The sequence below is a fragment of the Photorhabdus africana genome (assembly GCF_035181445.1).
GTDB classification, from domain to species: domain Bacteria; phylum Pseudomonadota; class Gammaproteobacteria; order Enterobacterales; family Enterobacteriaceae; genus Photorhabdus; species Photorhabdus laumondii.
On sequence record NZ_JAXBVE010000022.1, the window covers coordinates 1 to 13,426 of the forward strand.

The 13,426-nt window shown below is 47.5% G+C and carries 13 protein-coding genes and 1 pseudogene; 10 read left to right on the plus strand and 4 right to left on the minus strand.

Going from position 1 to position 13,426, the window contains the following annotated elements; genetic code table 11:
* From SLS51_RS13485 to ampC, 4 genes and pseudogenes are all read right to left on the minus strand, one after another.
* Positions 1–904: VRR-NUC domain-containing protein (locus tag SLS51_RS13485; protein WP_323839232.1), on the minus strand; the 904-nt coding region annotated here is incomplete at its 3' end.
* A 2-nt stretch (positions 905–906) separates the two neighbouring features.
* Entirely contained in the window at positions 907–1,035 is a 129-nt protein-coding gene (locus SLS51_RS13490) for a hypothetical protein (protein ID WP_323839234.1), read from the minus strand.
* Positions 1,036–1,577: 542 nt separating this feature from the next.
* Positions 1,578–1,694: pseudogene (locus tag SLS51_RS13495) on the minus strand (helix-turn-helix domain-containing protein); the annotation flags it as partial.
* A 604-nt stretch (positions 1,695–2,298) separates the two neighbouring features.
* On the minus strand, positions 2,299–3,456 hold the full coding sequence (gene ampC, locus SLS51_RS13500; protein WP_323839236.1) for a class C beta-lactamase: 1,158 nt from the start codon (positions 3,454–3,456) through the stop codon (positions 2,299–2,301).
* 401 nt (positions 3,457–3,857) lie between these two features.
* Here ampC and agaR point away from each other — a divergent pair, with 401 nt between their 5' ends.
* The 10 genes from agaR to SLS51_RS13550 all read left to right on the plus strand — a co-directional run bounded on the left by agaR (position 3,858) and on the right by SLS51_RS13550 (position 13,212).
* Positions 3,858–4,631 carry a transcriptional repressor AgaR gene (gene agaR / locus SLS51_RS13505; protein ID WP_323839238.1) on the plus strand — a complete coding sequence of 258 codons (774 nt, stop codon included), beginning with the start codon at positions 3,858–3,860 and terminating at the stop codon, positions 4,629–4,631.
* Positions 4,632–4,666: 35 nt separating this feature from the next.
* Positions 4,667–5,962 (plus strand): D-tagatose-bisphosphate aldolase, class II, non-catalytic subunit, encoded by a 1,296-nt coding sequence (locus tag SLS51_RS13510; protein WP_323839239.1) that lies wholly within the window; start codon positions 4,667–4,669, stop codon positions 5,960–5,962.
* Positions 5,959–7,176, plus strand: a complete 1,218-nt coding sequence (locus tag SLS51_RS13515) for an AgaS family sugar isomerase (RefSeq protein ID WP_323839241.1) — start codon at positions 5,959–5,961, stop codon at positions 7,174–7,176. Before SLS51_RS13510 ends, SLS51_RS13515 begins: the two co-directional genes overlap by 4 nt.
* Positions 7,142–7,624, plus strand: coding sequence for a PTS N-acetylgalactosamine transporter subunit IIB (gene agaV / locus SLS51_RS13520; RefSeq protein ID WP_011145207.1), 483 nt, complete (start codon positions 7,142–7,144; stop codon positions 7,622–7,624). Before SLS51_RS13515 ends, agaV begins: the two co-directional genes overlap by 35 nt.
* Positions 7,625–7,634: 10 nt before the next feature.
* Complete coding sequence (gene agaW, locus SLS51_RS13525; protein WP_323839324.1) at positions 7,635–8,432, plus strand: PTS N-acetylgalactosamine transporter subunit IIC; 798 nt, start codon at positions 7,635–7,637, stop codon at positions 8,430–8,432.
* On the plus strand, positions 8,422–9,315 hold the full coding sequence (locus SLS51_RS13530; RefSeq protein WP_323839244.1) for a PTS system mannose/fructose/sorbose family transporter subunit IID: 894 nt from the start codon (positions 8,422–8,424) through the stop codon (positions 9,313–9,315). Before agaW ends, SLS51_RS13530 begins: the two co-directional genes overlap by 11 nt.
* A gap of 22 nt (positions 9,316–9,337) precedes the next feature.
* Positions 9,338–9,772 (plus strand): PTS galactosamine/N-acetylgalactosamine transporter subunit IIA, encoded by a 435-nt coding sequence (agaF, locus tag SLS51_RS13535; protein WP_323839246.1) that lies wholly within the window; start codon positions 9,338–9,340, stop codon positions 9,770–9,772.
* Positions 9,773–9,781: 9 nt separating this feature from the next.
* Positions 9,782–10,642, plus strand: coding sequence for a tagatose bisphosphate family class II aldolase (locus SLS51_RS13540; RefSeq protein WP_046973959.1), 861 nt, complete (start codon positions 9,782–9,784; stop codon positions 10,640–10,642).
* Positions 10,643–10,680: 38 nt separating this feature from the next.
* Positions 10,681–12,585 carry an enterotoxin gene (locus tag SLS51_RS13545; RefSeq protein WP_323839251.1) on the plus strand — a complete coding sequence of 635 codons (1,905 nt, stop codon included), beginning with the start codon at positions 10,681–10,683 and terminating at the stop codon, positions 12,583–12,585.
* Positions 12,586–12,672: 87 nt separating this feature from the next.
* Positions 12,673–13,212: a cysteine hydrolase family protein gene (locus tag SLS51_RS13550; protein ID WP_323839253.1), complete on the plus strand. Its 540-nt coding sequence runs from the start codon at positions 12,673–12,675 to the stop codon at positions 13,210–13,212.
* Positions 13,213–13,426 lie beyond the last annotated feature (214 nt).

The following is a 13,426-nucleotide window of genomic DNA, read 5'->3' on the forward strand; positions in this document are numbered from 1 at the left end:
TCAACCCATTTTCGGCCAGACCCGCCACCTCCTGCCCGAGGACAACCCAGTCTTCATAGCTGGGTAAAAACGACCAGCGGGAAGTGCTGAGAAGCGGTGGATTTTTTGTCAAGGGTTGCGGAATAGTCCCCGGCACACCCTCTGCGGGAGGGATGGGTAAAGCTTCATCATCAGGAGGCGAACCGGACGGCAGCGGAGCCAGTGGGATCGGATTTTTATAATGTTGGGAACCGGGTTGATAATGTTTTCGCCACGCTTCATCATACTGTTTTTGCTCTTCTGTACGGTTATCGATGATACGCATCACCCCAAAGCGGTCTTCGGTCGCAATTTGGATATAATCTATTTCTTGATCGTCAGAGAGATCATCCCCCGGAAATTTCACCTCAATTAACATCTTTAGGTTATCAGGGTGCATGGAACCGTCAAAGTAAGTGGCATTTCTGCCCGGCCAGCGGATAGTTTCATCTTTAACCAGAATAATATCGGGCCGACGGATACTAACAACACCAAATTTCTCCGCGTCGTCGGCAGAAGGCCGGGCAAACGGATTACTGGATTGCGGTAAATTATCACCATAACGTTGCTTAGAGTCTTGACTGGTTGCCAGCATGGGTAAGGGGACATCCTGCTCTCCTCGGATAGCAAACACCACTTCTGCTTTATAAGGCCATAAAAAGTCATGTTTAAGTTCTTCAACCTTAATCAACCCACTCATAATGACTTGATTAAGAAAGCGAATAGCCCCCAGTTTGGTGATAATCATTGCTGGCAGGCGCAGAGCATACTCGGCTTTTTCCGCCAGATAACAGGGATCTTCATCGGCGGGAAAAACCCCTATTTCCATCGTACAAGTGATTGATGTGACAGCCGGGCACATCTTGCCGTTGTTGGATATTGCCATACTTATATCTCCATAAATTCCATCACATACTCTACCGGCGTGTTACCGCTGGCACGGTATAAGGTTTGCTTCGGCTTGGGGGTTGCTTCCGGTGAACGCAGTTGCAGATTTTCTTCTGCCCAGTTGTTCATTCAGGGGAATATCATCACGTGAGCTCACCACCTTTAACGTCAGGCGATAAAGCTGCGACAGCTCTTCCTGCAAGGTAAATTGCGCTACCTGAAAGGTGGTTTGGGGCAGTGTGCCAATTCGGCAGGTGAAAACTAATCCATCCATATTTGAAACCCTACATAATTGAACCATTATCCTGCAACGGGGATAACGCAAGAGGCTATTAAACGAGCCATGACATGCAGCTCTTTTAAATAGCGCCGGTCTGTTCCGCGGTAAAAAAATGACAGCGTAAAATAGCCATCATTTAATACGTGGCGTTAGAGAGAACAATAGACCGCGTCCAGCTGAGTAGGATGGAGTGGAGACAAATAACAGAGAATTTCGCTCTCTAAATATTATGACCACAAGATCACGATATTTATCATATGGACATAAAAAATGTGATAAATATCACATGAAATGGCTCATTAATCGTTCTCAATTCCGATTTTTCATATTGAATTCTTTAATTAATAAATCGCTCAATCGCTCCTTTTCAATCGAAAAATTTAGGGTATATGGCAAACTCCTGTTGTTTCAAACCAGTTGCTTCGCGTATTGCTTTAACATCAATTTCGGCAAAAGTGTGAATATGTTCCTGTTTTGGCATCAGCTTACTTTTTTTAATTTTCACCATTTCCTCTGCCTCGGCTAGCTAGGGAGAGATCTCACATTTTTAATGATTAATGAGCTTCAATTAAATAAAATTAACATCCTTTTAAAAAATTGTACTTATAGTTAAATCCGTCTTTTATATAAAATCTTTAATATACCCGTCATCTTTCAAGTTGCCTCTTTGTTGGCTGCATTCACTCACCCCGGTCACATAGTTTGCTATGCTCCCGGGGATTCGCTCCCTTGCCGTCGCGATGCAATTTGAAATCCATAGGGTATATCTCTGTTTTCACATAAAATTTAGCGCCCTGAAATTCCGTTTTCTGGGCGAGTGGTTTTATTCGTTCAGCATTTTTACATTAATAATCCTTTTAATCCTTGTGGTGTCTGCTGACGCATCATCTGTTAGTTTCAGATTTGAAAAGTGGGAATCAAATTCTTTATCACCGTGATTCAAAACCTTTTCCACTAACATTTTTGACTCAGGGGGGAATAGCATCTCTGCTTCTCCTTTAAAATGAGCTGCGTCCCCTAAATGGCTTAACGACTCGATATGTCAGGCCAGCGCTTCCTGCAGGAAGCGCTGTTGCTGCCAAATAGACAACTGTATTTAACGCAATTGCACCTTATTTCAGCGCCTTGAGGATTTGCCAGGCCGCTTTGATGCGTGCCTCATTGGGATAATTTTTGTTGGCCAGCAGCACAATACCCATTTGCTCTTGCGGCACAAACGCAACATACGTGCCGAAGCCATTGGTGGAACCGGTTTTATTGATAAAAAGCGCATCCGTTGGCGGCTCTGGTGGCGCTAGTTCCGTGGTTTTGTTGGCCTGATAAGCGATCTGCGCCGAGTTGCCGCTCAGTACCTGCTCAAGGGTAACGGGCCAGTGATAAAGCTCCCAGCCCAACCCTTGCGTCATCTCCCCTACCCGGTAATAACCGGTATGGGTTGCCCGAATAGCCTGTGCCAACTTGCTGTCACTTAGGCGGGAAGGATCGATATTCGCATCTACGAAGCTGATTAGCTCCTGTGCACTGGTTTTCAGACCATAGGCTTCCTCATCCAGCACGCCGGGGTTGATGCGGATCGGTTTATTCTCTTTTGAATAACCCAATGCATAATTTTTCATCTCCTGCGCGGGCACGTTAAACCAGGTATGGCGCAGACCAAGCGGTGACAGGATCTGGTTTTCCATCAGTATTGAGTAAGGCTTTTCAAGGCGTTGGGCAACGATATAACCGGCCAGGCCAATACTGGGATTGGCGTACTGGCGGTAGGTTCCGGGCGTGTACTTTGGCTGCCAGTGCTGAAACCAGTCCACCATTTTGCTATTGCTGTCGATCTCATCAGGGAATTGTAACGGCAGGCCGCCCGCGGTATAGGTGGCAATATTCAGCAGGTTTATGTTGTCAAAGGCGCTGCCTGCAAGCGGTTGAAAATGCTGGCTGGCCTTATCGGAGAGGGAAATGGCTCCCGTCACTTGCGCCCAAGAAATCAGGCTGCCGGTAAAGGTTTTGCTGACCGAACCTAATTCAAAGATTGTCTCTTTGGTGACCGGCGTGTTGCTCTCTTTTGACGCGTCACCGTATTGATAGAAAAAATGTTGACCGCGGAAAGTCACCGCAATTGCCATTCCTGGAATGTCATATTCCTGCATCAAGGAGTGTATGGTCTTATCAACAGTATTTGCCAGACGGGTCTGATCGGGGGTATTCGAGGCCTGAGCGCCAAGAGAAGTGGCAAGCAGCAGCCCGCCAGTCAGCACCGAGAATCGTTTTGTCATTTGTGGCATGTCCTTAATTACAGTGAGAACTTTCAGGCCTGGATTTTATCAGGATTTGTACATCCAATCACAAAATTTGTGATCTCTATCACCTAGCAAAATAAAACTTTGCGGTTGCGGATTGAAAACCAAGGGCTTTCGTTTCTTGATATCAATTGTTACCCAAAATGTGGATGAAAACTGATTTTTTGGTAAAGAGTCAGTAACCAGAGAATTTAATATTTTCTTTCACTTTGTTTCCAATCGAAACCTTTTATGTCGGTTTTTGGCTATATAATAGACTGTAATAGCGATCACAATTTCGTTTAGTTGCTTTTGCTGTAATTAAATCGAAAGAGAGGGAAAGCAATTCATCACAGGCGACATAAATTTGTTGCTGAAAATCTGAGGAGTATGACGGAATGGCCGTGGATACCGTAAAAAGACGTGAACAGATTATCGACTTGCTGTGCCATGAGGGTAGCGTGCGTGTTGAACATTTGAGCACCCGTTTTGGGGTTTCCAGCGTCACTATCCGTAATGACCTGCGTTATCTGGAACAAAAAGGTTGTGCATTGCGTTCCTATGGCGGTGCCATGTTGAATCAGCAATTCGCCTTTGATCGTCCTTTGCAAGATAAAGGCCGAATCAATCGTGATGTAAAATCGCGCATTGCGGCCAGAGCGGCGCAGTTTGTTCAGGACGGTGATGCCCTGATCCTTGATTCCGGCTCGACGACTACGCAAATCGTGCCATTTCTTAAAGAGCGGCGTGATCTGGTCGTCATGACTAACGCGTTGAATATCGCCTATGAACTGGCGGGGTTTGACCGGATGGAGGTGATGGTGCTTGGCGGGAGTGTGCGTCAGAACTCCTACTCGCTTTATGGTCCGGCGGCGGAACAGCAATTGCGTCAATATCGCTTTGACACCCTATTTCTTGGCGTCGATGGTTTTGATCTGGAAGCAGGGATAACCACGCCACACGCCGGTGAAGCCCATCTTAATCGCGTAATGTGTGAGGTGGCGCATGAAATTATCGCGGTGGCCGATGCCAGTAAATTTGGGCGCAGAAGTTTTTGCCTGATCCGTCAGGCTGGACAGATTCATCGGCTGATTACTGACAGTCGGATCCCCGATAACTACAGGCGGGCATTAATTGAACTCGGCGTGGATGTGATTATTGCCGACGAATAGTTCTTACCGAGATTTTTGCCCGCATGGGAGGCACCATGCAGTCACTATTACAACTTATCCGTCGTCACAAATCAGGTGAAGCCGTGGGGATCTATTCGGTCTGTTCCGCTCATCCCTGGGTATTGGAAAGTGCTTTGCGCGTCGCTAAAGAGCGTAAGACCTCAGTCCTGATTGAAGCAACCTCTAATCAAGTCAATCAGTTTGGTGGTTATACCGGGATGCAACCTGCTCAATTCCGGGATGCAGTTTGGCAACAGGCCGATCGCATTGGTTTACCGCGTGATCGTGTCTGGCTAGGGGGCGATCATCTTGGACCCAATGCTTGGCAGGATCTTCCCGCTGAACAGGCAATGAAACTGGCTGAAACGTTGATACACGATTATGTGGCGGCGGGGTTTCGTAAGATACATCTCGATTGTTCAATGTCCTGTTTGGATGATCCAACGCCGCTTGGCGACAAAGAGGTTGCGGTACGTGCAGCTCGTTTGTGTCAGGTGGCGGAACGTTGTTGGCAGCAGGTGGGGGGAGAACCGCCGGTTTATGTGATAGGTACCGAAGTGCCGGTACCGGGCGGGGCGAAAGAAGCATTGGCTGGAATGCACGTCACGACGCCTCAGGCCGCAGCTACCACGTTGAGTGTACATCAACAAGCCTGGCAATTGGCTGGATTGGAACCGGTATGGCCGCGGGTGATTGCGCTGGTGGTGCAACCGGGGGTGGAGTTCGATCACCATCATATTGAGCATTATCAACCTGATCGTGCAGCGGCACTGAGTCAATATATCGAATCTCAACCCTATTTAGTCTATGAAGCTCATTCCACTGATTATCAAACGGTGCAAGCTTACCGTGAGTTGGTACGTGATCATTTTGCCATTCTGAAAGTCGGCCCGGCTTTGACTTTTGCTTTACGTGAGGTGCTTTTCGCACTCGATAAAATCGATGGTGAATGGAATGGGGAACAGGACGCGGCTCATCTGTGTGCCACGTTAGAACAGGTCATGCTTGAGCAGCCGGAGCACTGGAATCGCTATTATCACGGTACACCGCATCAACAGTTTATTGATCGTCAATACAGTTTGAGTGATCGCATTCGTTACTATTGGCCGCATCCGCAGGTACAACAGGCAGTGAATACCTTGATGGATAACCTGCGTTGTCGCCCGGTTTCCTTTTCACTGCTGAGTCAGTATCTGCCGGAGCAGGCGCAGGCCGTTAATGCTGGAAGGTTGGATAATGACCCACACTCATGGGTGTTGGATAAGATTCGTTCTGTGCTTTTGAGCTATGCGCAGGCTTGTGAGTTCGGGGTACAAGGGGTTTTAGCATGAATGAGCTGTTTTCCTATACCGAAGTTTGGTTGCGTGAGCACCATGCGTTGCATACTGCCAGAGAGATTCATCAACAGCCTGAGCTTTGGCGTCAGTTATATCAAAATCTGCAACGCGAGGAAGCGTTGTGGCGACCCTTTTTGCAGCCTTTGTTGTCTGATCCAGAATTACAGATAGTGCTGTGTGGTGCAGGTTCCTCCGCGTTTATCGGGCGCACATTGGCGCCTTGGTTGCGTGAGCAGTGTGGACTGAATGTGGTCGCGTACAGCACCACGGACATTGTGCCTTCTCCTTTGCAATATCTCGATCCAACGCGTCCGACATTGCTGATTTCTTATGGGCGATCGGGTAATAGTCCTGAGAGCGTGGCGGCGGTAAAACTGGCGGATCAGCTCCTGTCACGCTGTTATCACCTGATGCTGACCTGTAATCCTGGCGGTGCGTTAGCGCGTTATGCCGAAGGGCGCGCTCACGTCTGTTCGTTGAAGATGCCCCAAGGTTCTCATGACCAAGGTTTTGCTATGACGTCCAGTTTTAGTTGTATGACGTTAGCAACCGTGCTGCTGCTAGGGCCGTTGACGTTGGAACAGTGTGATGAGCCGTTGATGGCGATGATTGCGTTGTGTGAGCGGGAAAGGGAACCGTGGCAGACACAGATTAAGCGGCTGGCCCGTAGTGGTTTTAAACGCATGATGTGTCTGGGCTCCAGTTGTTTTACTGGGATAGCGGAGGAGGGGGCGCTCAAGATGCTGGAGCTGACTGCCGGGCATGTCACGACCCGTTACGACTCGTCAATGGGGGTGCGTCATGGGCCGAAGTTTATGATCGAACGGGATACGCTGGTGGTCATGATGCTCTCTGCTGATCAGTATCGTCGTCGTTATGATCTCGATCTGTGGCATGAACTGAATCATGACGGATTGGCGTGTCAAATGGTTGCACTGAGTGGCACACAGGGGAAAGGGTTCACGGTGATGAACAGTGAACAAAACGATATCTGGCTGTTGTTCCCCTATTTGATATTTTTGCAGATGTTAGCGTTTGAAACCTCGCTGGCTCTGGGCATAACGCCAGACAATCCATGTCCGACAGGGGAAGTCAACCGCGTGGTGAAGGGGGTGGAAATTTATCCTTATCATCCACCGTATTCACAAAGAATAAAATGTAGCAGGAGTGATTATGTCGATACCGAATATTTTAATGACCCGAATTGATAACCGGTTGGTGCATGGTCAAGTCGGTGTGACCTGGACCAATTCACTGGGAGCCAATTTGGTATTGGTGGCTAACGATCATGTTGCCGGTGATTTGATGCAGCAAAATCTGATGGACATGGTGGTTTCTGATGGGGTTCAGACGCGTTATTTCACCTTGCAAAAAACCATCGATGTCATTCATAAAGCGGCTGAGCGCCAGAAAATTTTTATCGTCTGTAAAACGCCGCAGGATGTACTGACGTTAGTAAAAGGCGGTGTACCGATCCGATTTGTTAACGTGGGCAATATGCATTTTGCTGAGGGAAAGCGTCAAATCCATAAGACGGTTTCGGTTGATGACAGCGACGTGGTGGTGTTTCGTGAGCTGGAGCAACTGGGCGTCACTTGCGAAATTCGGCGAGTGCCGGATGAAGCGGGAGAACCTATCGCCAAATTACTGGTTTGAGGGGGGAGTTATGCTGATTGATGCGATATTGATTGGGTTACTGGCTGGATTGGCCGGGGTGGATCTGTTCGATGGGTTGACTCATTTTCATCGTCCAGTGGTGATTGGGCCGTTGGTTGGGCTGATTTTAGGGGATGTACAGACGGGTTTGCTGGTCGGGGGGACACTGGAGCTGGTCTGGATGGGCATGGTACCACTGGCAGGTGCTCAGCCGCCAAATGTGGTGATTGGTGGCGTGATTGGGACAGCATTTGCCATTTTGACTCATGCTGATCCTAAGGTAGCGATTGGTATCGCGGTGCCGTTTGCCATTGCGGTGCAAGGCTGCATCACCCTGCTGTTTACCCTGTTTTCACCCATGATGCATAAATGCGATCAGATGGTGAAAGCGTTGAACTGGCGCGGTGTGGAGCGTGTGAATTATCTGGGTATCACCATTCTGTTTTGTTTCTACTTTATCGTGGCATTTCTGCCGGTCTATTTCGGTGCTGATGCTGCTAGCGTCATGGTACAGAAAGCGCCGAAATGGTTGTTGGATGGTCTGGCGGTTGCGGGTGGCATGATGCCTGCCATCGGTTTTTCCATGCTGATGAAGATCATGATGAAAAAGACCTATATCGCTTATTTCATTTTGGGTTTCATTTCAGTCACATTCCTTAAGATGCCGATTATTGCCGTAGCGCTTGGCGCTTTTGCGATTGCATTGATCGATTTCTTTAACCGTTCCCGTATGGAAGAGGCCGCTGAACGCAGCGTATCTACTACTCAATCTCACACTCAATCTCAGGAGATGGAAGATGGCATTTAACGACACCGATGCGGCTATGGCAGCTAAAGCTGAGAACAGGATGGCGCAGGCGCTGGCAACCAGTCAGGTTGAGCAGGATGACTATCAGGACACGATACCGAGTGACGATCTGACCAAAGGCGATTTGAATCGTATGGCGTGGCGCTCTTTGTTGCTACAGGCGTCATTTAACTATGAGCGTATGCAGGCAGGAGGCTGGTTGTACACCTTGATCCCCGGTCTGCGTAAGATCCACCAGCATCCGCAAGATCTGGCGAATTCGATGAAGATGCATATGGAGTTTATCAATGTACATCCGTTTGATGTCACCTTCCTGTCTGGGTTGGTGCTGGCAATGGAGCGAAATAAAGAGAAAATTTCTACTATTCGTGCAGTGAAAGTGGCGCTGATGGGGCCGCTAGGGGGGATTGGCGATGCATTGTTCTGGTTGACTCTGTTACCCATCTGCGCAGGTATCGGGGCCTCTCTGGCGCTACAGGGCAGCCTGTTTGGTCCCATCATATTCCTGTTGTTGTTCAACATCGTACATTTCGGCTTGCGTTTTGGTTTAGCGCATTATGGCTATCGTGCAGGAACCAGTGCGTTAGCATTGTTGAAAAAGCATACCAAAAAGATCTCCCATGCTGCTTCAATCGTGGGAATGACGGTAATCGGGGCGTTGGTCGCTTCCTATGTTCATCTCTCGACGCCGGTGGTGATAAACGCCGGTAAGGCCAGTGTGGCGTTGCAGAAGGATGTGCTGGACAAACTGATGCCTAATTTATTGCCGTTGGGTTTCACTTTGCTGGTGTTTTGGTTGATGAAAAAAGGATTTTCCCCGGTCAAGTTAATTGGTTTGACGGTGGTGATCGGTATTGTAGGGAAGTTTGTGGGTTTTCTTTAATAAACGGCACTGAGGAGAGGGAATGTTAGGTATTGTAATCACCGGTCATGGGCATTTCGCCAGTGGATTGTTACAGGCAGTGGAACAAGTCGTCGGACGACAACCGCAGTGCTGTGCTGTCGATTTTCCTGAGGGAATCAGTACGCAACAATTATTGGTGTCGTTGGAGGCGGCCTGCACCGCCTGTAATAGTGGTGAGGGTATCATTATTCTCAGTGACTTACTGGGTGGATCACCGTTTCGGCAGGCGGCACAACTGGCAATCGCTAATCCATGTTATGAAGTTATTGCCGGTACCAATATGCAATTAGCGGTAGAGATGATGTTAGACCGTGAAGGTATGACGTTGGAAACATTTCGTGATATGGCGCTGGAGTGTGGGCGGCGGGGATTAACCAGCCTGTGGCACGAACAGCAGAAACGAGGGTATGACAGCCCGAATCTGGATGGCATTTGAGGAGCTTATATGTACCTGATTTCCAGTCGTCAAATGTTGAAAAAGGCCCTGCGTGAAGGCTATGCGGTTCCTGCTTTTAACGTCCATAATCTGGAAACTGTCCAGGTGGTGGCGGAAACTGCCGCGCGTCTGGCATCACCGGTTATTCTGGCAGGTACGCCGAGTACTTTCAGTTATGCGGGGACTGACTACCTCGTGTCAATCTGTCAGGATGCTGCTCGTCGCCACAATCTGCCGCTGGCGTTGCATCTCGATCATCATGAGGAACTGGAGGATATCAGTCATAAAGTGACCGCAGGTGTGCGCTCGGTAATGATTGATGGCTCGCATTTACCCTTTGAAGAGAATATTCGTAAGGTAGCTGAGGTGGTACGATTTTGCCATCGTTACGATGTTAGCGTTGAGGCGGAATTGGGGCGGCTAGGCGGGCAGGAAGATGATTTGCAGGTTTCCAGTGCCGATAGTTTTTTTACCGATCCGCTGGCAGCAAAAGCCTTTGTTGCCCGTACCGGTATTGATTCTCTGGCGGTAGCGATTGGTTCTGCGCATGGTTTGTATCATGGTGAACCGCATTTGGATTTTGATCGACTAGCGGCAATCTGTGAACAGGTGGATATTCCGTTGGTGCTACATGGGGCATCGGGTATTCCTGAAGTGATGATACAGCAGGCGATTGGTCTTGGTGTATGTAAAGTCAATGTGGCGACCGATCTGAAAATTGCTTTTGCTGATGCGGTAAAGCGCTATTTCATCCAGCATCCAGATGCGAATGATCCACGTAAATATATCGCGCCGGGAAAACAGGCTATGCAGGCAGTAGTAGAAGAAAAGATCCGGATTTGTGGCAGTGCAGGCAAGCTGTATTCGTGACGGTTCTGTTTTTTCATTCTGACTATAAGGAAACTGCTGTGAAAATAAGAACGTTAAATAAAATTACGTTGAGTTTATTAGCGAGTTCCATGTTGTATAACACTCCAGTCTGGGCAGATAGCTGGCTGTTGGACGGTAACAATTACCATGTAACGGTTAGCGACGAACACGGTAAAGTGACGCAATTAAAATTTGAAAATCCAAAAAGCCATGATCAAATTATCATTGATAATCTGTTTGAAATCACGTTGAAATCAGGAGAAAAGCTCACAGCTAAAGATTTTCAGATTACTGATATCAGCAAAAAGCACAATCGTATTGTTGTCTCCCTGAAACATGGCGACATTCAGGTAAGAAATATTATTACTGTGGAGGATAAAGATAAGTACGGCTCGTTTGAAATCACGATTACACCGCAGGAAAATGCGTTGGAGCTCAGCTCTGTCTCGTTGATGCCATTTCGCACTAAAACCCCTTTTGTTCACGGTTCTATCGTCAGTTCACCGATTGTCAGCGATAGCTTCTTTATTGTCCCCGGTAATCCATTGATTACCACTGAGGCGTATAAAGGGAGTGCTTCGCAAAAAATTGCGCTCTCTATCCCGTTAGAGCCGGGGAAAACGTTAAGTTATAAGACGTATGTTGGTGTTTATCAGGCGGGGCAATTGCGGCGCAACGTCAATGAGTTTTTGAACAATGCTCGTCCGCGTGAATATAGTCCTTACCTACATTACAACTCTTGGTACGATATTGGTTACTTCACGCCTTATACCGAACAAGAGGCGTTGACCCGTATCAATCAGTTTGGGCAGGAGTTGGTGACTAAGCGCGGTGTGAAGTTGAGTGGTTATCTGTTTGATGATGGTTGGGATAATCTCAAAGGAGATTGGGGGTTTAGTGAGGCATTTCCCCATGAGTTTAAAAATCTTAAAAAAGAAGCAGATCAATATCGTGCTCGTTTAGGTATTTGGCTTTCTCCTTGGGGCGGTTATGGTAAACCGGGTGAGCAACGTGTTTCTCATGCGGAGGAGTTTGGTTATGAAGTGATAGATGGCAGATTTGCGCTTTCAGGCCCTAATTATTACGCCAATTTCCATAAGCGGGTGCTCAACTTGGTTCAACAACAAAATGTATCCATGTTTAAGCTGGACGGTACCGGCAATGCTGATCGTGTGATTAAAGGGAGTTCATTCACCAGTGATTTTGATGCCGCTATCCATCTTATTGAAGATATGCGCAATACAGGCAATGAGTTGTTTATCAATTTGACCACCGGCACCAAAGCCACGCCTTCCTGGCTATTTTTCGCCGATTCTATTTGGCGTGGTGGCTATGATGTGGAGTTTCTCGGTACAGGTTCCAAAGTGCAGCAGTGGCTTACCTATCGTGATGCGGAAACTTATCGTAATGTCGTCAGAAAGGGGCCGCTGTTCCCACTGAATTCATTGATGCTGCATGGCATTGTTTATGCTAAACAGGCTAAGCATCTGGATAAACAGTCACCTAAAGATTTTGCCGATCAGGTTTGGAGCTATTTTGGCAGCGGCACTCAGTTACAGGAAATGTATGTTACGCCTGAACTGTTGACCACCGAGGATTGGGATATGCTGGCAAACGCGGCGAAATGGTCAGAGAAAAATAAAGATGTTCTGTTTGATACCCATTGGATTGGTAAAGATCCCACCGATCTAGCGGTGTATGGTTGGGGAGCCTGGAGTCCGAAAAAGTCGATTATTACTTTGCGCAATCCTGCTGATGAAGTGAAACAATATTATCTGGATCTGCAAAGCGATCTTGAATTACCGGATAATCAGCCTTCGGTATATGACGTTAATATCGATTATGGCGAGAACAACTCGCTGCCGAAGTTTATCAATAAAACGGCGTTGATTACCCTTCAACCGTTAGAGACACTAACCTTTTCTTTGACCCCATCGAAATAATCACAGTGTTATTAAACTGCCCTGAATAAACGACTTTATTCGGGGCAGTGATTATTTTTTTAAGAATCCATTTAAAGGACAAAACTAATGAAAGCGTTGATCGTGATCGATATGTTAAACGATTTTGTCACAGGAGCACTCGCCAATGAGGCGGATGCGATGAAGATCGTACCGGTAATCAAGCGGCTGATTGATCATGCTCGGGGCCATCGTGATTGGCTGGTGGTTTATGCTAATGACGCTCATCGCGCTGATGATCGAGAAATGAGCATCTGGGGCAGACATGCAATGGCCGGAACATCAGGTGCTAATGTCATTGAAGCATTGGCTCCTGTTGGCGCAGATCGTGAAATTGTTTTGCCCAAGCGATTTTATGGGGCTTTCGATGGAACCGATCTGGAAGAGGTTTTTAAAGCATATGGTGTGACGGAAGTGGTGTTAACCGGCCAACATACGCATTGTTGTGTCAGACATGCCGCTTATGGCGCGTTTATACGCGGTTATCGAATCAAAGTCTTGTCAGATGCTGTGTGTGTTTTTCCCGGTGTCGATCAAGAAGATGCCCTTAATTATATTAAAACCATTTATGGTGCTGAAATTACAATGAGTACTGCATTAGTCATGTAAATTGGGATAATGTGTTAATACAGTTAGAAATTGATCTGGCAGATACTTGTAAATATGGGTATCTGCCAGTTAAATAATAAGTTATACCCGTCATCTTTCAAGTTGCCTCTTTGTTGGCTGCACTCGCTCACCCCAGTCACATAGTTTCCTATGCTCCTGGGGATTCACTCCCTTGCCGTCGCGATGCATCTTGAAATCCATAGGGTATAGTGAA

Coding starts and splice junctions, on each gene's coding strand:
- ampC (WP_323839236.1), bottom strand. CDS start 3,456: ATGACAAAACGATTCTCGGTGCTGACTGGCGGGCTGCTGCTTGCCACT.
- SLS51_RS13515 (WP_323839241.1), top strand. CDS start 5,959: ATGAATGAGCTGTTTTCCTATACCGAAGTTTGGTTGCGTGAGCACCAT.
- SLS51_RS13540 (WP_046973959.1), top strand. CDS start 9,782: ATGTACCTGATTTCCAGTCGTCAAATGTTGAAAAAGGCCCTGCGTGAA.
- SLS51_RS13550 (WP_323839253.1), top strand. CDS start 12,673: ATGAAAGCGTTGATCGTGATCGATATGTTAAACGATTTTGTCACAGGA.
- SLS51_RS13490 (WP_323839234.1), bottom strand. CDS start 1,035: ATGAACAACTGGGCAGAAGAAAATCTGCAACTGCGTTCACCGGAAGCA.
- agaV (WP_011145207.1), top strand. CDS start 7,142: ATGTCGATACCGAATATTTTAATGACCCGAATTGATAACCGGTTGGTG.
- agaW (WP_323839324.1), top strand. CDS start 7,635: ATGCTGATTGATGCGATATTGATTGGGTTACTGGCTGGATTGGCCGGG.
- agaR (WP_323839238.1), top strand. CDS start 3,858: ATGGCCGTGGATACCGTAAAAAGACGTGAACAGATTATCGACTTGCTG.
- SLS51_RS13510 (WP_323839239.1), top strand. CDS start 4,667: ATGCAGTCACTATTACAACTTATCCGTCGTCACAAATCAGGTGAAGCC.
- agaF (WP_323839246.1), top strand. CDS start 9,338: ATGTTAGGTATTGTAATCACCGGTCATGGGCATTTCGCCAGTGGATTG.
- SLS51_RS13530 (WP_323839244.1), top strand. CDS start 8,422: ATGGCATTTAACGACACCGATGCGGCTATGGCAGCTAAAGCTGAGAAC.